The organism is Pseudomonas caspiana (assembly GCF_040224095.2).
Lineage (GTDB): Bacteria > Pseudomonadota > Gammaproteobacteria > Pseudomonadales > Pseudomonadaceae > Aquipseudomonas > Aquipseudomonas caspiana.
Genome location: NZ_CP167995.1, coordinates 4,962,214 through 4,983,143 on the forward strand (window position 1 = coordinate 4,962,214; position 20,930 = coordinate 4,983,143).

A 20,930-nucleotide genomic window follows, 5' to 3' on the forward strand; every position below is an offset into this window, starting at 1 on the left:
CATTTTTAGCTACCGGCTCGATGTTGATCCTGTGGAAGCCCATCGAAGCGAGACAATTCTGCGTCTGTTGTAAGCTCTTTCCGAAACACTCTCCTCGGTCTTGTAGCTGCCCCTGCCCACCCCGAATATGCACGCCTTCATCTAAGCGGTTGAGCAAGGCGCGTCTCGATGACATCTCTCGAATCCGGCCCGGATGACCTGCCGTGGTCGCAAAATGGCTACATCCTGTTCAACGCAGTACGAACCGGCGACTTGTTGAAGCGGCTTTTCCAGTGGAATCCTGGTGTCGACTGCCATCCGCTGTTCCTCGGAACCCGGTTCAAAGAGCTGTTGGATGTGTCGCCCGTGGTGGTGGCCGTTGAAGATCAATACGACCCTACATTCGGAGCATTTCTGGAGAACGCGCAAAAGCTCTGGGGCCTGCTGCTGTTCAGCGATGCAAATAAACGTGAGGTTGTCGATCATCTGCGCTGGTTGGTCAGCGTTGATGAACCGGTGGGCAAAGCCACCCTGCTCAATCTGTCGGACCCGCAAGTCGCGAATGCCTTGTTCGAGCTGTATCCCGCGGATACCGATAACGCGCTATTTGGCCCCATTGAACACGTGTATGCGATAGATCGTTTCGAAGAGCGCTGGCGCCATCACCGGCGTTTCGGAACACCCGCAACCAACGCCCAGCAGACGCTCTATCGCCTGAGCGAAGCTCAGATCGAAGCGCTGGATGAGCTCAGCTTTCGCACCGTCGTGATCAACATCGAACTCCACGCAAGTCGGCATTTTCCTGAGTTCCAGGCGCAGCTCGATTCCCGACAGCGCTTCGCGTACTTCCTCGAAATGGCCAACGGCGCGTATGAGCGTGGGTTTCACAGCGAAAGCGATCTGTTGCACTTCGTTAACGTCATGCAATTTCTCCATAGCCAACCGCCGGATGCCCATCCAGACATCACTAATCTGCTTTACCAAAGCTCATCACTCACGCCTTCGCAACGGGTACAGAAAGCCAATCTACTCGCCTTGGAGCGAGCCCGAAAATTGCGAGGAACGCAACCATGACCGGTAAACGTCTACCCAAGGAAGATCGCGCTTACTGGGAGGCCCGAAGCGGCAGCCACAAGGACGCCCGCACCAGTATCGGGACTTGCCCGCTGATGGGTAAGAAAATCCAGCTGCTACCGCTGCGATATGGTCGGGTAGAACGACTGACAAGCAAAGTAGATACAGAATCCTATCAAGGGCTACAGCGGCCAATTGGTCTGCGGCTGATTCGCGACGGTTTTCTGTACGTCATCGAAGAAACCACCAGCACTCTGCATGAGTACCGCATAGAGAATGGCGCGCCCGTAAAGCTGTTGTGGCAAGGCAATGATGTCACTCAGGACGAACGCACTCTCGACACCGGCGAATCGACACTCATCTTCGCCCGCAACAGCCTTCTGCATGTAGCGTATTCGGAGCTGCAATGGACTGCTGCAAAATGCGCCCACGTCATCTCCAGCAGCCCTGAACGCTTTTACTTCATGCAGCAAGTGGATCTGGCTAAAGCGAACTGCGAAAACGGCGGCAGGCATCTTCGGGTTCAAAAGCAGATCAAAACAACCGTTGCCGAACTGGCCGAAAAACCGGCACCGCAGTGCCCGACGCCGGATGCGCCCGCCGAAGAAAGCCAGGACTACGCGTGGGAACATCAGCCGCTGTTCCGTGAAGCTCATATCGGCGAACTCAAGGATTCACTGAACGCGCTGTACCAGTTCGACCATTTGTACCTGATTCTGGAAGACAGTCTGGGCATCATGCGCGACCTTGCAGAGGAACAGGATACGGTTGTCGGCTGGATCGAAGAATGGACTCAACGCCACAACAACGAAATGCGCTACGTGGTGGGCAGCTATATCGACACCCTGATGACGCTGGGCGAGAACAACGCTCTACGGACTGACGCAACATCGGATCTCTTCGAAAAAACCACCCTGGAACAACGCACGTTTATTTACGACTACATCAACGCACGGAATCAGTGGCGTTGGGAGAAAAGCCAAGGCCTGGAAGTACCTCGTAACGAGAGTGGGCACTATTCGTCAATGCGCGGTGCACACCTGCGCGAGCGATCTGAAACGGTTATAGCCAAACGTCAGATGGATGAAAAGCACCGAAAAATGGTCGATGCACTGGGCGAGCCGTTACACAAGGACCTTGATGATGAAATCGAGGCCCTCGAAGACAGCAGTATCGGAACGCTGCAAGGGAGCGGTCTGGGTTCGCGGGGCATTTTCGATCTGGTTCGGCACGAGGAAATGCAACGCTATCTAAAACGCGAACGCCTCCATCTCAAACGCTGGACTGAGCGTCTCGATGCCATCACCCATGACCGAACCCGGCTCTTCACATCGGGCGAGTTTCACCGCAGTGCGTGGTATTTCGATCCAGACCATCCCGAACAACTGAACAACGCCCTCGCCACTGAGTACAACTGCACCCGCGACTTGTGCCGCACCGACGAGGCGCTGGAGAGAATCGCCGGGTACTTTCATGACACGCCGTTTTACGTGCTGCCTGTTTTTTATGGACGACTGAACCTTGAGTTTCTGCGAATCAAATCCGGTGCATTGATCAAACTGCTGGATGACATGCGCGGCTTTACCGATGGGCTGGCCGACGCTGAAAAGCGGATATCCGATATCGGCCGCATCATGGGCAGCCACTGGACCAAAAGCCTGCAAATTGAAGGCCGCGCTCATTCACTCCATCAAGCCGTTAGCGCGACGTACATCCCCGCTATCGCACTCGGCATGGAGAAATGGCTGGCGCAAATGCAAGTCAAACTCGACACGCCTGCCATGCATCAGCAGATGGTCAGCTTCAAGACGTTCACCAACCGTGGGCAACGGGTGGGCATGTTGGTCGCCCTGCAACAGGAAGGCGCCCACCTGAAAATCGCCAGCGCCGACGATGTCGAGAAATTCACTCACAACTTCACCCGCCTGGTTTATCTGCTTGAACGTGAAGAGCAAATCAAGGCAGATCGCAAAAACTGCGACAAGCTCACTCGTAAACGCATGCTGAGCGAAGAAGAACGCTACGGATACCAGGTCCGTAAAGAAGCGTTCAGCAAAGAGTTACTCGCGACACGCAACGAGCGTTCGGCGGTGGTGAGACAACTGGAAGACGGTATTACGCCAACCAGTTCCAATCGGGCCGGGCATGTCGGTGTGCAGTTGGATATCAGTCCTGAAAATCTCGCGGCGTTGAATGATGAGACGAGAAGGCTTAGGGCTGGCCCGTTGCGGGGATATGGGACTGAGGGGACGAAAATCGCAGCACTGAAAAGTGGCTTCGTGCCGTTGTTGGCGGTGGGGTTGCAAGTTGGGAATCTGGGGGAGGCTTGGAAGGTATGGGAAAAAAATACTGGCAATAAAAGGACAGCCAGAGAAATCGCAATTGCAGTTGGTAGTCTGACTTCAGTTTTGGCAGCGGCGCTATCGGTCTACCAGTCGATTCATATCGCAATGGTGGATAAAGCTTTGCAAGCGACGCTTACTAACAGTGCAGGAGAAGCGGGAACACTATTCGCTGTTAAAGCTGGAAGGTTAGGTTTGCAGCTAGGATTAATCATTGCTCCGCTTGCACTCATCGGCTCAATCGGGACGGCATGGGACAACTGGGATAAATGGCACGACGCATTTGTCACCGGCACGGCTGGAGAGAAAGCCGGTGCTCTTGCGGCATTGGTCGGAGATGTAGGGGCTCTAGGGGTCGCCACAATAACAACCTTGATAGCTGGCCGTGAAGGCTGGGGGATACGTCAGGACTACATGAGGGCACCGCGTCACGAGAGAAAAGTTGCCCTCGCCAGAGCTTGGGCAACTAGAGGCCCCCGGTTCCTTTATTTATCCATGCGCTTTACTCCGTTGAGTCTTGCGTTTACAGCATTCCAGCTGAGTGGCGAAGCGCTATACAACTACAACAATCTTGACGATCAGCAACGCTGGATGTTGCGTTGTTGCTGGGGCCTGCAACCTGAAAACTGGGATTGGCCAACCCATTCGCAAAAACTCGCTGAAGCCACCCTGTTGCCGCATGTAATTGACAAAGGCCTTCATCGCCAGCTCGTCAATGACGAGCCTATCCGCAGGCTACATTTGGTTTTGCCGGGGCTAAATCTTGGAACCTTCGACGACACGTCACTGCGCTGGAGCGCCGCACTACAAAAGGCACCAAATGATTGGGATGCAGGTCAAGCTCTGGCTTCGCTAATTCGGGTCGTTGCTGATCGCCCCATGATCTTGGAGCTGGATATCCCAGAACAATGGCAAGGCATGCAATCGCAGTTGCAACTGTATCTAATGGTAAAGCCAGCGGTAGCCTCTCACTACTTGAAAGGACACCAAGGCCATCTGCATTACCGCATTCCATTATCTCCAGATATTGTCAGCAAAAAAACAATAACGCCATCCGCTCTAGTCCCAACATTAGCTAAGCAGCCAGAAGAAATTCAGATCACCAGTGAGCTGCTAAATGATATCTGATAAATATGAAAAACTGCCTCAGGCAGGCGATTTAGAGAAGCAATCCGGAACCGAAGTGCTTTATCTTTCCCCATACCCAATACCCACAGGGGTTGCAGCTTATAGTTCAAGAAGCCTGAATAGAGACTCGAACGAGGCCTATCTTGATTTCACAGCGGGATCAGCCACAGTCGAATTTGGCGTTCGAGGCGGGATTGGCTCAGTTATAGGCATCACCATGTTCCTGTTCCTTGTAAGCTTAGGATTAGGCATATCTGACTACATGCACGCCGGAAGGCCTATCCTTGAGCCCGTAATTACCCTGTTCTCACCTAATTGGTTCACTTGGGGCGTTCTAGGCTTCCTGATTTCCATTCATTGCTGGCAACTAGCTCGTGTGGTCCACCAGCAGACCTCCTATCCCCCCATCCGCTTCAACCGCCAACGCCGCGAAGTCGCCTACGTCCCGAAACGAGGCCAGCCACCGCGTTTCATCCCATGGGAAGAAGTCATCGCCTGCGTGACCAGCGGCAAGGTCGTTACCCAATACGGTGTACATAACAGCTTCTCGCTGATGATCGGACTTCGGGATTCGGAAATTGGCGATGTGGCGTGGATAACTGTGCCAACGGGCTCGCTCATGCTAGCCGTCAGTGAGTGGGAAGCCATTCGCGGCTACATGGAGAAAGGCCTGAGTGCATTACCACGGCCTGTAAGCGGGGAATTTGAAGAAGGCACCGTCGCGTACTTCCATTATTGCCGCCAGGTGTACCGCGACAATCACTGGTACATCACTTACCTGCTGGGCTTCGTTCTCGTCCAGTTCTGCAGCGGCTGGACTCTGCCCTGCCATATCGCGGCCTGGGTGGAGCGATTGCCCAAAACCAGCTTTCCGAAATCGGTGCTCGACTGGTCTAAACCGCTACCGCCAGATGAATGGAAGCAGCCCAGTGATGAATTGATCGAACAGAGCAAGGCTGTGCGTAAAAGCCTGCGCAGGGGTAAAAGTCTTTTTGAGCACTTTCGAGAAGAAGGCAGCTCTAGAACCGAAATCGAGAAAACTGCCTGACCAGCGAATTCGTAACAACACGTTGCACCCACCAAGGCAAACGATAATCCCTCTTATTCAAAAAGGATGAGACTGTTAAGCTTGCACCCCCTTATTTTGGGCTTGTTGCAGGATGGTTATGGCTACGCGGCTGCGTCCGTTTGTTGTGTTGCTCAGCGCTCTGATGATGGGTGCGTGCGATGACGCCCCGCGTTTCACCCAAGCTGAGCCGGGCGAGGCGCTGGCGGGTGGCAGGGCTACCGTGAACAAGCGGGACGTGAATGCGTTTTCAATGCCTTCGGCGAACCTGTCTCCCGTGCGGCGCCTGGACTTCAGTGTGGGCAACAGTTTCTTCCGCAGCCCCTGGGTCATTGCCCCTTCGACCACGACGGCCCGCGACGGTCTGGGACCGTTGTTCAACACCAACGCCTGCCAGAATTGCCACATCAAGGACGGGCGAGGACATCCACCCGAGCCTAACGACATCAATGCCGTTTCGATGCTCGTCCGCCTGTCGATCCCGGACGATCCGGCTCAGGCAGAGCTGATAAAGAAGAATGGCGTGTTGCCCGAGCCGACTTATGGCGGGCAATTGCAGGACATGTCGGTGCCGGGTGTCGCACCCGAGGGTCGAGTGCGTATTGAGTACGAGCCCATGCCGGTCAGGTTCCGCGATGGCACGGTGGTCGAGTTGCGCAAGCCGACCTTGAGCATCACTCATCTGGGCTATGGCCCGATGCACCCTGAAACCCGCGCTTCAGTGCGTGTCGCACCTCCAATGATTGGCTTGGGGCTGCTGGAGGCGATTCCTGATGCAGCGATTCTGGCCAACGCTGACCCCGATGATAAAGATGGCGATGGTATTTCCGGTCGGCCGAACTGGGTCTGGGACGATGAGCAGCAAACAGTCGTCATGGGCCGTTTTGGCTGGAAGGCCGGACAACCCAGCCTGAATCAACAAAACGTGCACGCGTTTTCCGGTGACATGGGGTTGACCACCAGCCTGCGCAATTTCGATGATTGCACGCCCGCACAGACCGACTGCCTTGCAGCCCCCAATGGCAACGGGCCAGATGGCGAGCCAGAGGTCAGCGATAACATCCTGCGGCTGGTGTTGTTCTACAGCCGCAACCTGGGCGTACCGGCACGTCGCAATATCGAAAGCCCGCAAGTGCTGGCGGGGAAAAACCTGTTTTACAAGGCTGGCTGCCAGCAATGCCACACGCCTCAGTTCAAAACTCGTCATGACGCTGCCGAACCGGAACTGGCCAATCAGGTTATCCGCCCCTACAGCGACCTGTTATTGCATGACATGGGCGACGAGTTGGCTGACAATCGCACCGAATTTCAGGCGACGGGACGCGAATGGCGCACGCCGCCTCTGTGGGGCATAGGCTTGACGCAAACCGTCAGCGGCCACACCCAGTTTTTACACGATGGACGCGCTCGTAATCTGCTCGAAGCGGTGCTCTGGCATGGCGGCGAAGCACAGGCTGCACAGCGTCAGGTCTTGGCGTTCGACGCCGAGCAGCGCGCAGCATTGCTGGCGTTCCTGAATTCGTTATGACTTCTTTCATTTAAAAACTATAAGGAGCCGGACATGTTCCGTCCCAAGCTGCTCTTCACCAGCCTTGCTGCGCTCGCCCTGGGTGCCTGTGCGCCTTCGGACCCGCAAGCGGTCACTTCGGCGGCAATTGCCAAGCAGGTGATCCTGCCTACCTATAGCCGCTGGGTTGATGCTGATCGCAAGTTGGCGACTAGCGCCTTGGCGTTCTGCGAAGGCAAAACTGATCTGGCTACCGCCCGCGCCGATTTCCTCTACGCGCAAAAAACCTGGGCCGAGCTGCAGCCGTTGCTGATCGGGCCGCTGGCCGAGGGCAATCGTTCCTGGCAGGTGCAGTTCTGGCCAGACAAGAAAAATCTGGTCGGCCGTCAGGTAGAGCAACTGGTGACCGCCCAGCCGCAGATCACGCCCGACGCATTGGCCAAGTCCAGCGTGGTTGTTCAAGGTCTGTCCGCTTATGAATACATCCTGTTCGACGCTGCCATCGACATGGCCAACGCCGAGCAGAAAGCCCGTTATTGCCCGTTGCTGACGGCGATTGGTGAGCGCCAGAAAGCCCTCGCCGAAGAGATCCTCAACAGCTGGAACAGTAACGACGGCATGCTCGCGCAGTTGAGCAAATTCCCCAACCAGCGCTATGCAGATTCTCACGAAGCCATCGCCGAATTGCTGCGTGTACAAGTGACCGCACTGGACACGCTGAAGAAAAAGCTCGGCACACCGCTGGGTCGTCAGAGCAAAGGTCAGCCACAGCCGTTCCAGGCGGACGCATGGCGTAGCCAGTCATCGCTGAGCAGCCTGGATGCGAGCCTGGCCAGCGCCCAGACTGTCTGGGCAGGGGTCGACAACAAGGGCTTGCGTGGCCTGTTGCCCGCCGAGCAGAAACCGCTGGCAGACAAGATCGACGCTGCTTACGCTACCAGCCGTAAACTGCTATCGGACCTCAAACCGCCGCTCGCCGATTTGCTGGCCAGCGAAGAAGGTCGCCAACAGTTGAATGCCTTCTACGACAGCCTTAACGTCGTGCATCGCCTGCATGAAGGTGAGTTGGCCAAGGCACTGGGTATTCAGTTGGGCTTCAACGCCAACGACGGCGACTGATCGGAGGTAAAGATGATGTTGCGACGCCAGGCCCTGGCACTCGGAAGTCTGCTGCTCAGCGCCTGCACCCTGGGTGGCTGGACGCTGTTTCGACAAAAAGGCAAAAGCCCGCTGTTGCTGTCCGCTCGCGATGATGGCGATGGACGACACTACGCCGTGGGTTATCGTCTGGATGGCCAACAGGTGTTTGCAACACAGGTCGGCCAGCGCTGCCACGACATCATCAATCATCCGACGCTGAATCTGGCGCTGTTCGTTGCCCGTCGACCAGGCACAGAGAGTTATCTGATCGACTTGAGCGACGGACGTCTGTTGCAGACCATTCATTCGCAGCCTGATCGACATTTCTACGGTCATGCGGTGATCCACAACAGCGGCGAGTGGCTATACACCACCGAGAATGACACCACTGATCCAGGCCGTGGATTGCTTGGCGTGTATCGGTTTGTCGACGAGCGTCTAGTGCATACCGGGGAAATATCTACCCATGGCATTGGTCCGCATCAGGTGTCGTGGATGCCTGATGGCGAAACGTTGGTGGTGGCCAACGGCGGGATTCGGACCGAAGCAGAAAGTCGCGTCGAAATGAACCTCAATGCCATGCAGCCTAGCCTGGTGTTGATGCAGCGCGACGGCACGCTGTTAAGCAAAGAGACCCTGGCGCAGTCCATGAACAGCGTCCGTCACTTGGGTATCGCCAGCGACGGTACCATTGTGTCCGGTCAGCAATTCATGGGCGACGCTCACGAGTCCTCTGAGCTGCTGGCCATCAAACGCCCGGGGCAGCCGTTTGTGGCTTTTCCGGTAGAGGAGCAACAACTTGCGTCGATGGGGCATTACACCGCCAGTGTTGCTGTTCACAGCGACCTGCGGCTGGTAGCGCTGACTGCGCCGAGGGGTAATCGGTTTTTCATCTGGGACCTGGACACCGGCGCCACACGCCTCGACACCGCCCTGCCCGACTGCGCCGGTGTCGGTGCAGTTGCAGATGGATTCGTAGTCACCTCAGGCCAGGGCCGTTGCCGTTTTTACGACTGCCGCCAAAACGAACTGCTCGCCAAGCCACTGGATCTGCCTGCCGGGCTTTGGGATAACCACCTGCACTTGGCCTGAGTGCTCCACGTATTTTCTCGCAGGAGCGCCGAAGGCTGCGAACGCTCTCGCCAGACACACCGCCATCGCAGCTTTCGGCAGCGCCTACAGGCCCTCTGCTAACGCCAGAGATTTCTTGGCTGTAGGAAAATTCAGCACATACTGACAGCACCTCTTTTGCTGGTACGGTCCAGACCAATCTCCCTGTAATATCCAGCAATGTCGCTCGCCGGGCTTACCCGGTTCTCTCCAAGGAAATGGATATGCTGCGTCGCCGGATGCTGATAATGCTGGGTGTTGTGCTGTTTGTAGTGCTGCTGCTTGCGGCCTACAAGGCGTTTTCTGTCTATCAGCAGATTCAACAGTTCACCGCTCCCAAACCACCCATCAGCGTTGCGGTTGCGACAGCCAGCGAACGTCCATGGCAGAACCGCCTTCCGGCCATCGGATCGTTGAAGGCCCTGCAAGGCGTAGATCTGAGCCTTGAAATCGCTGGTACGGTCAAAGCCGTGCAGTTCGAGTCAGGACAAAAAATCCGCGTGGGCCAGCCCTTGCTGCAACTGGACAGCGATGTCGAAAAAGCCCTGTTGGGTACTGCCGAAGCCGATCTGGGGCTTGCTCAGGTTGAATACGGCCGCGGCAGTCGACTGGTAGGCGATCAGGCCATCTCAAAAGGCGATTTCGACAAGCTGGCAGCGCAGTTCAAAAAGGCCAGTGCCACCGTCGCGCAACTCAACGCCTCATTAGCGAAGAAACGCATCCTGGCGCCATTCAGCGGCACGATCGGTATTCGACAAGTGGATGTGGGCGACTACCTCGCCAGCGGTACCGTCATCGCCACGCTGCAAGACCTCACCAGCCTCTACGTAGACTTCAATGTGCCGGAACAGGCGCTGCCCAAAGTCACGGTTGGGCAGACTGCACTGGTGAGCGTTGCCGCTTATCCCGGCCAGAGCTTCGAAGCCACGATCAGCGCGATCAACCCCAAGGTCGATGAAGCAACCCGCAACGTGCTGATTCGCGCCACATTGCCTAATCCGCAAAGCACATTGCTGCCGGGCATGTTCGCTAATCTGCAGGTGTTGCTGCCGGGCCCGAAAACTCAAGTAGTTATCCCCGAAAGCGCCATCACCTACACGCTTTACGGCAATTCCGTGTACGTCGTCGTCCCAAGGAAAAACGCCGAGGGCGTGCCAGAGAAAGATGCCAAAGGCGAAATACAGCTAATCGTCGACCGTCGTTTCGTCGAAACCGGCGAGCGCCGCGACGGACTGGTCATTATTAGCAAGGGGCTCAAGGCGGGCGAACAAGTGGTCAGCGGCGGACAATTAAAGCTCGATGCTGGCGCTCACGTAGCCATCAGTACCGACCAGACACTGCAAGCCGAACAGAACAGCCAACCCCAGGTTGACTGATCAAGGAATACTCATGGCTTTTACAGATCCGTTCATTCGTCGCCCGGTGCTCGCCACGGTGATCAGCCTTCTGATCGTACTGTTGGGTTTTCAGGCCTTCAGCAAGCTGACTATTCGTCAGTATCCGCAGATGGAAAATGCCCTGATTACCGTCACCACAGCCTATCCTGGTGCCAACGCCGAAACCATTCAGGGCTACATCACTCAACCCTTGCAGCAAAGCCTGGCCAGCGCCGAAGGCATTGACTACATGACCTCGGTGAGTCGCCAGAATTTTTCAGTGATTTCAATCTATGCGCGTATTGGTGCGGACAGCGACCGGCTGTTCACCGAATTGCTGGCTAAAGCCAACGAGGTAAAAAACAAGCTACCGCAGGACTCCGAAGATCCGGTATTGAGCAAGGAAGCCGCCGATGCTTCTGCCCTGATGTATGTCAGCTTCTACAGCTTGGAACTGAGCAACCCGCAAATCACAGACTATCTGTCGCGCGTCATACAGCCCAAGCTGGCCACACTGCCTGGCATGGCGGAAGCGCAAATCCTCGGTAATCAGGTGTTCGCCATGCGCCTATGGCTGGACCCGGTACGACTGGCCGGCTTTGGCCTGACCGCTGCAGACGTGACCAATGCCGTACGACGCTACAACTTTCTGGCCGCTGCCGGGGAAGTCAAAGGCGAATACGTGGTCACCAGCATCAACGCGACCACCGAGCTGAAATCCGCCGAGGCTTTCGCCGCTATTCCGCTCAAGACGGCAGGCGACAGCCGGGTTCTGCTGGGGGACGTAGCCCGAGTGGAAATGGGTGCGGAAAACTACGACACCGTCAGCTCATTCGATGGCACACCGTCGGTTTATATCGGTATCAAAGGCACGCCCAGCTCTAACCCTCTGGATGTGATCAAAGAGGTGCGGCGCATCATGCCTGAGCTGGAAAGCCAGCTCCCGCCCAATCTGAAAGTCTCCATTGCTTACGACGCCACGCTCTTCATTCAGGCGTCAATCAATGAGGTCGTCAAAACCCTGATCGAAGCGGTATTGATCGTCATCGTGGTGGTTTTCCTGTTTTTGGGCGCGCTGCGCTCGGTGATGATTCCCGTAATCACCATTCCACTATCTATGATCGGCGTGCTGTTCTTCATGCAGCTGATGGGCTATTCCATCAACCTGCTGACTCTGCTGGCGATGGTATTGGCAATCGGATTGGTAGTGGACGATGCGATTGTCGTTGTAGAAAACATTCACCGGCACATCGAAGAAGGAAAAACGCCCTTTGACGCCGCGATTGAAGGCGCCAGAGAGATCGCCATGCCAGTCGTGTCGATGACCATTACCCTCGCGGCAGTTTATGCCCCTATTGGCTTTCTGGAAGGATTGACGGGGGCACTGTTCAAGGAGTTTGCGCTGACGCTGGCCGGAGCGGTGGTGATTTCTGGCGTGGTTGCCCTGACCCTGTCGCCGATGATGTGCGCCCTGTTATTAAGACATGACGCGAACCCCAGCGGTCTGGCGCACAAACTCGACCGCGCATTCGACGGACTCAAGCGACGCTACCAGCGCATGCTGCATGGCACACTGAATACCAGGCCAGTAGTGCTAGTGTTCGCGGTCATCGTGCTGTGCCTGATTCCGATACTACTCAAGTTCACCAAATCGGAGCTGGCGCCAGACGAGGATCAGGGCATCATTTTCATGATGGCGACGTCGCCACAGCCGACCAACCTCAATTACATCAACCGGTATACCGACGAGTTCATCAAGATATTCAAGGAATTCCCCGAGTATTACTCATCGTTTCAGATCAATGGATTCAATGGTGTTCAGACCGGTATCGGCGGTTTCCTGCTCAAACCCTGGGACGAACGCAGTCGCACTCAAATGGAAATACTCCCCGAGGTCCAGGCGCGGTTGGCGCAGATCAGCGGTTTGCAGATTTTCGGCTTCAACTTACCGTCGCTCCCTGGCACCGGTGAAGGCTTGCCCTTCCAGTTCGTGGTGAATACGGCCAACGACTATGCGTCGTTGTTGCAGGTAGCTGAACGGATCAAGGCGCGAGCCGCCGAGTCCGGCAAGTTTGCGTTCCTCGACATCGACCTGGCCTTTGACAAACCCGAGGTCGTCGTCGACATCGACCGCGCTAAAGCCGCGCAAATGGGCGTCTCCATGCAGGATCTGGGCGGCACGCTGGCCACGCTTCTGGGCGAACAGGAGATCAATCGGTTTACCATCGAAGGGCGCAGTTACAAGGTCATCGCTCAGGTCGAGCGCCCTTACCGGGATAACCCCGGCTGGCTCAATAACTATTACGTGAAGAACAGCGACGGCCAGCTACTGGCCCTTTCTACGCTCATTAAAGTGACCGACCGCGCGCGACCTCGCCAATTGAATCAATTCCAGCAACTGAACTCGGCGATTATTCAGGGATTCCCGATCGTCAGCATGGGAGAAGCCATCGAAACCGTGCGGCAGATCGCCAGTGAAGAAGCTCCGGCTGGCTATGCCTATGACTACGCAGGCGCATCCCGACAGTACGTTCAGGAAGGCAGTGCGCTGTGGGTGACTTTCGCCATGGCACTGGCGATTATTTTCCTGGTATTGGCCGCACAGTTTGAGAGCTTTCGCGACCCGCTGGTAATTCTGGTTACGGTTCCCCTGTCGATTTGCGGAGCGTTGGTCCCGTTGTTCCTGGGCCTGTCGAGTATGAATATCTACACCCAGGTGGGGCTGGTGACGCTGATAGGTCTCATCAGCAAGCACGGCATTCTGATTGTGGAGTTCGCCAACCAGCTACGACGTGAAAAGGGCCTGTCGGTGCGTGAGGCCGTAGAAGAAGCAGCGGCCATTCGTCTGCGTCCGGTATTGATGACAACAGCGGCAATGGTCTTTGGCATGGTGCCATTGATCCTCGCAACGGGCGCTGGCGCCGTTAGCCGCTTCGATATCGGTATGGTCATCGCTACCGGCATGTCGGTCGGGACGTTATTTACGTTATTCGTACTGCCATGCGTCTACACCCTGCTCGCGGCGCCGGATAAAAAACCTGCCGCAAGTCCAGATCCTGAATCGCACCCTGGCTAAAGCCCGCAAACAACAAGGCCCCGATAAAGGGGCCTTAAAGTCGACACGTCACAAGCGGGGAACGCTATCGAGCCGTTCCCGAGCCTTGCGCTAATCCGAACATCAGCAGTAACAGATCATGACTGGGGCTGACCACCTCATGAGTTCTCGCTACTCGCGGTAATGGGCAATGTCCCTCGCCATGCAACGCGCTTAAAACCTTTGTTCCAGGTTCAACCCAAGCGGCCATGGCGGCGGAAGTAACCACCAGCGCACCTAGAATGAACAAACCTCGTGCCAGTTCTAGTTTCATTAGTCTAAACCCTTGATAGCGCTGCCAAACGCCGTCTGGTAAAAGTAGACCAACTTCTGCCAATCTGTTGATGTGAACGACGAGTGGCGACGCAATTGTCTGAGGTCATGACGAGCGGCAGCTACCGCGCTCAAACGGCGTCGACATTTTTCCAGATCAAGCAGCGCCACTTCAGCTTTGGCATCGGCACCGTCTCCAACGACGCGAACAAATACGTGTTTGATATAGAGACAGCCATGCTGCCAGCGCCCCAAGTGCATACGTGCCAGGTTGGCCGCCAGTTCCCGGAGCAATTGATCATGCAGCGCTTCACCATGGTTCTCGCGCCCGCCGGCGGCGTACCAGGTTTCAATCTCCACAAATCCATCCAGAGCAGCAGTCACCAGAAGCGCACGCCACTCATGCCTTGCATCGTGTTGCGCGCCGCAGTAGATCAACTCAGGCACATTGACATTGAGTCGGCTCAAACCCTCGATAGCGTCACGCTCGCGCAGCACCGTCGGCCGCCCAAACGGGTGCAGCCAACTGCGATAGGTATGCCCAACCTGCCGTTTGATATAGGTCAGACGGCCATCTTCAGTTAATACCCGTTGCACGCCGCTTTCGCCGCCGCGACGCTGGTTGGGCTCTTCGACCCATTCTCCGTGTTGCGCCCAGAAATAATCAAAGCGCTCTTCCTTTGAAATTGTGGGCTCCACAGAAGCTTGCACGCCCATCTCGTTACCTCTTACGCAATAGATAAACCCGCCACATGGCATACATCGGTAAAAAATCCAGTCGCTCCTGAATACGAAAACCTGCCTGTTCAAACTCAGCCTCGACAGTAGCGGCCGGTAACACAAAGCGGTTTTGGTAACTATCCTGCCCATTTTTCGCTCGCCGCTGCTGATCAAGGCGCTTGCGTTTCCATGCCTTGAAATTGCCATCGACCCAAAGCGAAATGATCACACTGTCACGTGTAACACGCTGAAACTCCTTTAGCAGAGCGCGGCGATGATCGGCCTGGCCGACATGGTGCAGCAATCGCATACAGAAAATGCTGTCCACGGCGTTGTCGGGTAGATCTATGTCGAACGCAGATGTCTGCAAGGGTTGTACCCTTTTCACCACTTCTGCTGGCTGAGCAGCACAAGCGGTCTTGAGCATGTCTGCCGAGTTGTCCGCACCGATGATCATCCGGTTGGATTTTTCTGCCAGTAATGGCCAGAAACGACCTGCACCACAGGGCAGATCAAGCACTAACCCGGGGTCACCCGCACGATGCAAAGCAGTCCTTGCCATTTGCTCATCGCGCCAATGAGACAAGCGCCGGGACAGATTGTCCTGATGCTTTTGCAAATATTGTTGGGCGTGCTCTTGGTCGTACTTACGTGAGAACTCAAGCTCGATTCGCTTGCTCATGGGGGGCACCTCCTGATCTCGATGGCGGCCAAGATAGAGAGCAGGCTGTGATCTTCAGGTCATGCTTATGTGAAAAAAGTGTTGACGGAATATCCAGATGTTTCCAGATGCGTCAATGACTTAGCAGTCTTGATGATGAGTGATTCATGGATGTGTCAGATTTGTCTCGGGACCGAAACATAGAGAGGAATGAATAGTGATGCTTTTGTCTTTCGTTACTTCTTGAGCTTCACGCTAAAACGACAACCGTTGGGCTCCATCGGGCTCAAACTGACGCTCCAGCCCTGGTTCTCGCAGATACGCTGAACCAGAGAAAGCCCCAGACCTAGACCTTCGCCACGCTGCTCGTTGCCTCTTACAAAGGGCTCGAACATCGCTTCGCGCTTTTCTTCCGGGATTCCGACACCGCTGTCCTCCACCAAAAAACCTTCTTGCTGCAACGTCAGGGTGATAAATCCCTGATCGGTGTAGTGCAAGGCATTGCGCAGCAGGTTGCCCATTACTGCGTGCAGAAACGTGGAGTTGTAAAGGGTTGCCGAAGGTTCGTTCAAGCCGACCGAGCGAACGGTCAATTGCAGGCCTTTGCTTTCAATGGGTCCGCGCCAAAGCGCGATCAGGTCTTCTGCAACGCTCTCCAAAGACACCTTGGGGACCATGTTGGCGTCTTCACGTTGCGTGCGGGCCAGCATGAGAAAGGTCTGTACAAGGTCACGCATTTCCTCACAGGCCCGGGCAATCCGTTCGACCTGCGCCCTGGCCCGGCTATCCAGAGCCGGGTTAGCCAGCAGCAACTCACAGGAACTGGCCAGCACCATCAGCGGGGTTCGTAGTTCATGGCTAACGTCGCTCGTAAACATGCGTTCGCGGGTCAATGCCTGACGCAGACGCCCTAGTGTCGCATCGAATGCCACAGCCAGCTCACCCACTTCGTCAGCGGCGTAGTCAGGCGCCAATGGTGGCGCCAGCCCGAGTAACTGATCGCGGTGGCGTACCTGCCGGGCCAGTCGCACAACAGGCGCCATGACCCGCCGAGCCAGCACCCAGCCCAGGAACACCGCCAGCCCCAAAGCAAGCACGAACCCCACCAGCACCACCGCAAACAAGACCCGCTCGCGCTCTTCAAAATCGCTCTGGTCCTGGAGTAATGCATAACGCCGACCATCTACTACTTCAACCATGGCGTGATAGGACAGCGGGCCGCGAAAGACTTCATGGAAGCCGGGCTCGAGATGCCGGAGGTCGCTGGGCAGATCGAAGTCTCCCGGGCCTCCGCTGAAATAGAACAGCTGATCCGGCTCCGGACGGTGACTCCAGTCACTGACACTGTCGAGCAGCAGCAACCGGTTCAGATCACCACCCAAGCCGGCAGATATCAGTTTTTCTTCCACGAGGTGGACCGTCGCGACGATCCCCATGGCAAACGAGCCTGCCACCAGTGCGCTCATCAACGCGAAGGCGATGATGATGCGTTGAGCAAGACTCTGTTTAAACTCCATCCCGGCCCTCGGCCAGACGGTAACCGACACCATGTACGGTTTGCAGCAGTGGTTTGTCGAAAGGCTTATCAATCACCTGGCGCAGTTGGTGAACGTGGCTGCGCAGGCTGTCGCTATCAGGGCAGTCATCACCCCACAACGCCTCTTCCAGGACCTCGCGACGCAATACATGAGGGCTTTTCTGCATCAATACGGCAAGCAGTTTGAGGCCGACCGGGTTGAGCTTGAGCATACGACCTTCACGGGTTACCTCCAGCGTGTCGAGGTCGTAGACCAGTTCGGCGACTTGCAAAGTGCGTCGGCCGCCACCCTGAGCGCGGCGCAACACCGCTTCAATACGAGCCGCCAGCTCGGACAGGGCGAAGGGTTTGAGCAGGTAATCGTCAGCGCCGGAGCGAAAGCCTTGCAGGCGATCATCCAGTTGGTCACGGGCGGTCAGCATGATGACCGGTGTGTCGCGGCGGGCGTCTTCGCGTAGTCGCTTGCACAGCGTGTAGCCATCGATGCCGGGTAGCATGATGTCGAGCACGATGAGGTCGTAATGTTCGGTTGCCGCCAGATGTAATCCGGAGAGGCCATCCTGTGCACAATCGACCGTATAGCCTTTCATGCCCAGATAATCGGCAAGGTTGGCCAGGATGTCCCGGTTGTCTTCCACAAGAAGAATTCGCATGTGCACGCCCTCCATCAGCAATAGGCTGGCGCAGCTTAAGGCCTATGGGGGGCAAGAGCCAGTGTCAGATGGGTTTACTAGAAGTACGTTTGGTATTGTGTGGCGCCAATGACATCTTCAGTGCTGCTGCTTTTTGGTTCCGTCCTGACGGCCGGGTCACTTTTGTTTCGACAAAAGTAACCAAAACCATTTTCGCTGACGTACGGCCCCTGCTTCGCAGGGGTACCTTCGCTCCGGTGCCGTGGTGTGGGCACGCGCCGACGGGCCATCCCTGGCCCAACGGCGCTCGCTCGGCATCCATGCCGAGCGACCCACACCACAACACCTGCGCTCAGCCTTCCGACGCTCGTTTAGTGGCGTACTTGAGATTCGTTTATGGCGATACTTCGTTGAAGCAAAAGCAAAAGCAAAAGCAAAAGCAAAAGCAGAAGCAGAAGCAAAGTTTCGGCTGCACGCGCTAGCCATAAAAAAACCCCGCACAAGGCGGGGTTCTTTTATGGGGTACAGCTAGAGGGTAAAGCTGGCTTACATCATGCCGCCCATACCACCCATGCCGCCCATGTCTGGCATGCCGCCGCCAGCTGGTGCTTTGTCGTCCGGCGAGTCAGCGATCATGGCTTCGGTGGTGATCATCAGGCTGGCGATAGAGGACGCAGCCTGCAGAGCAGAGCGAGTCACTTTAGCCGGGTCCAGGATGCCCATTTCGATCATGTCGCCGTATTCGCCGGTAGCAGCGTTGTAACCGAAGTTACCCGAACCCTGCTTGACCTTGTCGACTACAACGCTTGGCTCGTCACCGGAGTTGGCAACGATCTGGCGCAGTGGAGCTTCTACAGCGCGACGCAGCAGAGCAATACCAACGTTCTGATCGGCGTTGTCGCCTTTCAGTTCGGAGATTGCCTGCAGGGAGCGAACCAGAGCTACGCCACCGCCAGGTACCACGCCTTCTTCAACGGCTGCACGAGTAGCGTGCAGGGCGTCTTCAACACGGGCTTTCTTCTCTTTCATTTCAACTTCGGAACCAGCGCCGACCTTGATTACCGCAACGCCGCCGGACAGCTTGGCCAGACGCTCTTGCAGTTTTTCTTTGTCGTAGTCCGAAGTGGTGTCACCGATCTGCTGACGAATCTGCGAGATGCGACCGTCGATGTCGGTGCGAACGCCAGCACCGTCGATGATGGTGGTGTTTTCTTTGTTCAGCACAACGCGCTTGGCATTACCCAGGTGTTCCAGGGTAGTGGTTTCCAGGCTCAGGCCGATTTCTTCGGAGATAACGGTACCGCCAGTCAGGACAGCGATGTCCTGCAGCATTGCCTTGCGACGGTCGCCGAAGCCTGGAGCCTTGACGGCTGCAACTTTGACGATGCCACGCATGTTGTTCACAACCAGAGTCGCCAGGGCTTCGCCTTCAACGTCTTCAGCAACGATCAACAGCGGACGGCCGGCTTTGGCCACTGCTTCCAGAACTGGCAGCATTTCGCGGATGTTCGAGATTTTCTTGTCGACCAGCAGGATCAGCGGGCTGTCCAGCTCGGCAACCATGGTGTCTGGCTTGTTGATGAAGTACGGAGACAGGTAGCCACGGTCGAACTGCATGCCTTCAACAACGGACAGTTCGTTTTCCAGGCCAGTGCCTTCTTCAACGGTGATAACGCCGTCTTTGGTCACTTTTTCCATGGCTTCAGCAATGATGTCGCCGATGGAATTGTCGGAGTTCGCGGAGATAGTACCTACCTGAGCGATTGCCTTGGTGTCGGTGCAAGGCTTGGACAGTTTCTTCAGCTCTGCAACGATGGCGATGGTCGCCTTGTCGATGCCGCGCTTGAGGTCCATCGGGTTCATGCCGGCAGCGACGGCCTTCAGGCCTTCGTTGACGATAGCCTGAGCCAGAACGGTTGCAGTGGTAGTACCGTCACCAGCGTCATCGTTTGCACGGGAAGCAACGTCTTTGACCAGCTGCGCGCCCATGTTTTCGAAACGGTCTTTCAGTTCGATTTCTTTAGCAACCGAAACGCCGTCTTTGGTGATCAGAGGAGCGCCGAAGCTCTTCTCGATGATTACGTTACGGCCTTTTGGGCCCAGAGTTGCTTTTACTGCGTCAGCCAGGACGTTGACACCGGCGAGCATTTTTTTACGGCCAGAATCGCCGAATTTAACTTCTTTAGCAGCCATGATCGATCTTCCTTAAATACTTTGAGTAGTAACGGAAACTAGTGGGGTGACTCAGGCTTCGACGACCGCGAGAATTTCGTTCTCGCTCATCACCAGCAGGTCTTCGCCATCTACTTTCACAGTGTTGCTGCCGGAGTACGGGCCAAACACCACTTTGTCACCCACTTTCACGGCCAGCGCACGTACTTCGCCGTTGTCCAGCACGCGGCCGGTACCCACAGCAATGATCTCGCCACGGTTTGGCTTCTCAGCAGCCGAACCTGGCAGAACGATACCGCCAGCAGTTTTGGATTCTTCTTCGCTGCGACGGATTACGACGCGGTCATGCAGAGGACGAAGCTTCATTGTCGATCTCCTAATTATGGTTTTTGAACGGCCAGTGAATACACCGGCGGGTTAAAACATCCGGCGCTGCCGGTTACGGTTCGACGAGCGAACCGCAGAATACGGTCTGGCGAAATGGCCAGAAACCTTGCGGTGACCCATACATAAGGGCGGGCATGGTGATTACAAGGCCAGCAGTTGAATTTTTTTGTCGAACGTTGCCACGTCATGAAACGCACGCGGCACCCTGAGGTGCCGCGCAGCGGAGCGATGGACGGAATTATTTGTCGCGATGCTCGAACTCGCCTTCGATCACATCGGGTTCGCGAGTCGGAGGATGAATAGCACCCGGACGACCCGGATCGTTACTCGCCGGCATGTCTTCTGCGAACGCACGCTGGCGGATAGCCTGCTCTTCAGCACGCTTGCGCATGGTATTGACCAATACCCGACGCGTAATCGGCAGGAGGCAGATCACGCCAAGGATGTCGCTGATAAAACCCGGCAACAAAAGAAGCCCGCCACCGACGGCAATCATCAGGCCTTCGAGCATCTGTTGGGCAGGCAATTCACCACGCGACAGGCTTTCACGCGCGCGCATAGCGGTCGCAAACCCGGCGACCCGGATAACGAACAGGCCCAACAGCGAGGTCGCGACGACCATCAGGAATGTCGGAAAGAAGCCGATCGACATGCCCACCCGTACCAGAACAAACAGCTCCAATACCGGAAAAAGAAGGAACAGCAGTAGAAAAACACGCATCAATTGAATTC

Annotated in this window: 17 protein-coding genes; 9 read left to right on the forward strand and 8 right to left on the reverse strand. The window is 56.1% G+C overall.

Features of this window, described 5'->3' with window-relative positions; translation table 11 throughout:
- Positions 1–168: 168 nt before the first annotated feature.
- The 8 genes from ABRP31_RS22495 to ABRP31_RS22530 all read left to right on the forward strand — a co-directional run bounded on the left by ABRP31_RS22495 (position 169) and on the right by ABRP31_RS22530 (position 13,798).
- Positions 169–1,053, forward strand: a complete 885-nt coding sequence (locus ABRP31_RS22495; protein ID WP_349969682.1) for a DUF4123 domain-containing protein — start codon at positions 169–171, stop codon at positions 1,051–1,053.
- Positions 1,050–4,523 (forward strand): toxin VasX, encoded by a 3,474-nt coding sequence (locus ABRP31_RS22500; protein WP_349969681.1) that lies wholly within the window; start codon positions 1,050–1,052, stop codon positions 4,521–4,523. The genes ABRP31_RS22495 and ABRP31_RS22500 overlap by 4 nt, the downstream gene beginning before the upstream one ends.
- A complete protein-coding gene (locus ABRP31_RS22505) occupies positions 4,513–5,571 on the forward strand; it encodes a hypothetical protein (RefSeq protein WP_349969679.1) in 1,059 nt (352 codons plus the stop codon). Before ABRP31_RS22500 ends, ABRP31_RS22505 begins: the two co-directional genes overlap by 11 nt.
- A 118-nt stretch (positions 5,572–5,689) precedes the next feature.
- Complete coding sequence (locus ABRP31_RS22510) at positions 5,690–7,117, forward strand: di-heme oxidoredictase family protein (RefSeq protein WP_349969678.1); 1,428 nt, start codon at positions 5,690–5,692, stop codon at positions 7,115–7,117.
- 33 nt (positions 7,118–7,150) lie between these two features.
- Entirely contained in the window at positions 7,151–8,215 is a 1,065-nt protein-coding gene (locus ABRP31_RS22515; protein ID WP_087264819.1) for an imelysin family protein, read from the forward strand.
- Positions 8,216–8,230: 15 nt separating this feature from the next.
- A complete protein-coding gene (locus tag ABRP31_RS22520) occupies positions 8,231–9,328 on the forward strand; it encodes a DUF1513 domain-containing protein (protein ID WP_349969864.1) in 1,098 nt (365 codons plus the stop codon).
- A 242-nt stretch (positions 9,329–9,570) separates the two neighbouring features.
- Positions 9,571–10,722, forward strand: a complete 1,152-nt coding sequence (locus tag ABRP31_RS22525) for an efflux RND transporter periplasmic adaptor subunit (protein WP_349969677.1) — start codon at positions 9,571–9,573, stop codon at positions 10,720–10,722.
- Between the two features lie 13 nt (positions 10,723–10,735).
- Positions 10,736–13,798 carry a multidrug efflux RND transporter permease subunit gene (locus ABRP31_RS22530; protein WP_349969676.1) on the forward strand — a complete coding sequence of 1,021 codons (3,063 nt, stop codon included), beginning with the start codon at positions 10,736–10,738 and terminating at the stop codon, positions 13,796–13,798.
- A 64-nt stretch (positions 13,799–13,862) separates the two neighbouring features.
- Here ABRP31_RS22530 and ABRP31_RS22535 read toward each other — a convergent pair whose 3' ends face one another.
- From ABRP31_RS22535 to colR, 5 genes are all read right to left on the reverse strand, one after another.
- Positions 13,863–14,090 carry a hypothetical protein gene (locus tag ABRP31_RS22535; protein WP_087264822.1) on the reverse strand — a complete coding sequence of 76 codons (228 nt, stop codon included), beginning with the start codon at positions 14,088–14,090 and terminating at the stop codon, positions 13,863–13,865.
- On the reverse strand, positions 14,090–14,806 hold the full coding sequence (locus ABRP31_RS22540; protein ID WP_349969675.1) for a lipopolysaccharide kinase InaA family protein: 717 nt from the start codon (positions 14,804–14,806) through the stop codon (positions 14,090–14,092). The genes ABRP31_RS22535 and ABRP31_RS22540 overlap by 1 nt, the downstream gene beginning before the upstream one ends.
- A 4-nt stretch (positions 14,807–14,810) precedes the next feature.
- Positions 14,811–15,491 carry a class I SAM-dependent methyltransferase gene (locus ABRP31_RS22545; protein ID WP_349969673.1) on the reverse strand — a complete coding sequence of 227 codons (681 nt, stop codon included), beginning with the start codon at positions 15,489–15,491 and terminating at the stop codon, positions 14,811–14,813.
- Between the two features lie 215 nt (positions 15,492–15,706).
- The gene (locus ABRP31_RS22550; RefSeq protein ID WP_349969671.1) at positions 15,707–16,987 is read right to left on the reverse strand and encodes a HAMP domain-containing sensor histidine kinase; all 1,281 of its coding nucleotides are present in this window, start codon (positions 16,985–16,987) and stop codon (positions 15,707–15,709) included.
- Entirely contained in the window at positions 16,977–17,660 is a 684-nt protein-coding gene (gene colR, locus ABRP31_RS22555) for a two-component system response regulator ColR (RefSeq protein WP_087264826.1), read from the reverse strand. Before colR ends, ABRP31_RS22550 begins: the two co-directional genes overlap by 11 nt.
- Positions 17,661–17,728: 68 nt before the next feature.
- On the opposite strand from colR, the gene ABRP31_RS22560 reads away from it, so the two are divergent.
- Positions 17,729–18,121: a hypothetical protein gene (locus tag ABRP31_RS22560; protein ID WP_349969670.1), complete on the forward strand. Its 393-nt coding sequence runs from the start codon at positions 17,729–17,731 to the stop codon at positions 18,119–18,121.
- A 64-nt stretch (positions 18,122–18,185) separates the two neighbouring features.
- Here ABRP31_RS22560 and groL read toward each other — a convergent pair whose 3' ends face one another.
- From groL to ABRP31_RS22575, 3 genes are all read right to left on the reverse strand, one after another.
- The gene (gene groL / locus ABRP31_RS22565; RefSeq protein WP_087264827.1) at positions 18,186–19,832 is read right to left on the reverse strand and encodes a chaperonin GroEL; all 1,647 of its coding nucleotides are present in this window, start codon (positions 19,830–19,832) and stop codon (positions 18,186–18,188) included.
- A gap of 51 nt (positions 19,833–19,883) precedes the next feature.
- Positions 19,884–20,177: a co-chaperone GroES gene (locus ABRP31_RS22570; RefSeq protein WP_087264828.1), complete on the reverse strand. Its 294-nt coding sequence runs from the start codon at positions 20,175–20,177 to the stop codon at positions 19,884–19,886.
- Between the two features lie 259 nt (positions 20,178–20,436).
- The gene (locus ABRP31_RS22575; protein ID WP_027900277.1) at positions 20,437–20,919 is read right to left on the reverse strand and encodes an FxsA family protein; all 483 of its coding nucleotides are present in this window, start codon (positions 20,917–20,919) and stop codon (positions 20,437–20,439) included.
- Positions 20,920–20,930 lie beyond the last annotated feature (11 nt).

What these genes read in the sequence shown, in the direction of transcription:
- ABRP31_RS22495 (WP_349969682.1), top strand. Translation starts at nt 169, where the DNA reads ATGACATCTCTCGAATCCGGCCCGGATGACCTGCCGTGGTCGCAAAAT.
- ABRP31_RS22500 (WP_349969681.1), top strand. Translation starts at nt 1,050, where the DNA reads ATGACCGGTAAACGTCTACCCAAGGAAGATCGCGCTTACTGGGAGGCC.
- ABRP31_RS22505 (WP_349969679.1), top strand. Translation starts at nt 4,513, where the DNA reads ATGATATCTGATAAATATGAAAAACTGCCTCAGGCAGGCGATTTAGAG.
- ABRP31_RS22510 (WP_349969678.1), top strand. Translation starts at nt 5,690, where the DNA reads ATGGCTACGCGGCTGCGTCCGTTTGTTGTGTTGCTCAGCGCTCTGATG.
- ABRP31_RS22515 (WP_087264819.1), top strand. Translation starts at nt 7,151, where the DNA reads ATGTTCCGTCCCAAGCTGCTCTTCACCAGCCTTGCTGCGCTCGCCCTG.
- ABRP31_RS22520 (WP_349969864.1), top strand. Translation starts at nt 8,231, where the DNA reads ATGTTGCGACGCCAGGCCCTGGCACTCGGAAGTCTGCTGCTCAGCGCC.
- ABRP31_RS22525 (WP_349969677.1), top strand. Translation starts at nt 9,571, where the DNA reads ATGCTGCGTCGCCGGATGCTGATAATGCTGGGTGTTGTGCTGTTTGTA.
- ABRP31_RS22530 (WP_349969676.1), top strand. Translation starts at nt 10,736, where the DNA reads ATGGCTTTTACAGATCCGTTCATTCGTCGCCCGGTGCTCGCCACGGTG.
- ABRP31_RS22535 (WP_087264822.1), bottom strand. Translation starts at nt 14,090, where the DNA reads ATGAAACTAGAACTGGCACGAGGTTTGTTCATTCTAGGTGCGCTGGTG.
- ABRP31_RS22540 (WP_349969675.1), bottom strand. Translation starts at nt 14,806, where the DNA reads ATGGGCGTGCAAGCTTCTGTGGAGCCCACAATTTCAAAGGAAGAGCGC.
- ABRP31_RS22545 (WP_349969673.1), bottom strand. Translation starts at nt 15,491, where the DNA reads ATGAGCAAGCGAATCGAGCTTGAGTTCTCACGTAAGTACGACCAAGAG.
- ABRP31_RS22550 (WP_349969671.1), bottom strand. Translation starts at nt 16,987, where the DNA reads ATGGAGTTTAAACAGAGTCTTGCTCAACGCATCATCATCGCCTTCGCG.
- colR (WP_087264826.1), bottom strand. Translation starts at nt 17,660, where the DNA reads ATGCGAATTCTTCTTGTGGAAGACAACCGGGACATCCTGGCCAACCTT.
- ABRP31_RS22560 (WP_349969670.1), top strand. Translation starts at nt 17,729, where the DNA reads ATGGGTTTACTAGAAGTACGTTTGGTATTGTGTGGCGCCAATGACATC.
- groL (WP_087264827.1), bottom strand. Translation starts at nt 19,832, where the DNA reads ATGGCTGCTAAAGAAGTTAAATTCGGCGATTCTGGCCGTAAAAAAATG.
- ABRP31_RS22570 (WP_087264828.1), bottom strand. Translation starts at nt 20,177, where the DNA reads ATGAAGCTTCGTCCTCTGCATGACCGCGTCGTAATCCGTCGCAGCGAA.
- ABRP31_RS22575 (WP_027900277.1), bottom strand. Translation starts at nt 20,919, where the DNA reads ATGCGTGTTTTTCTACTGCTGTTCCTTCTTTTTCCGGTATTGGAGCTG.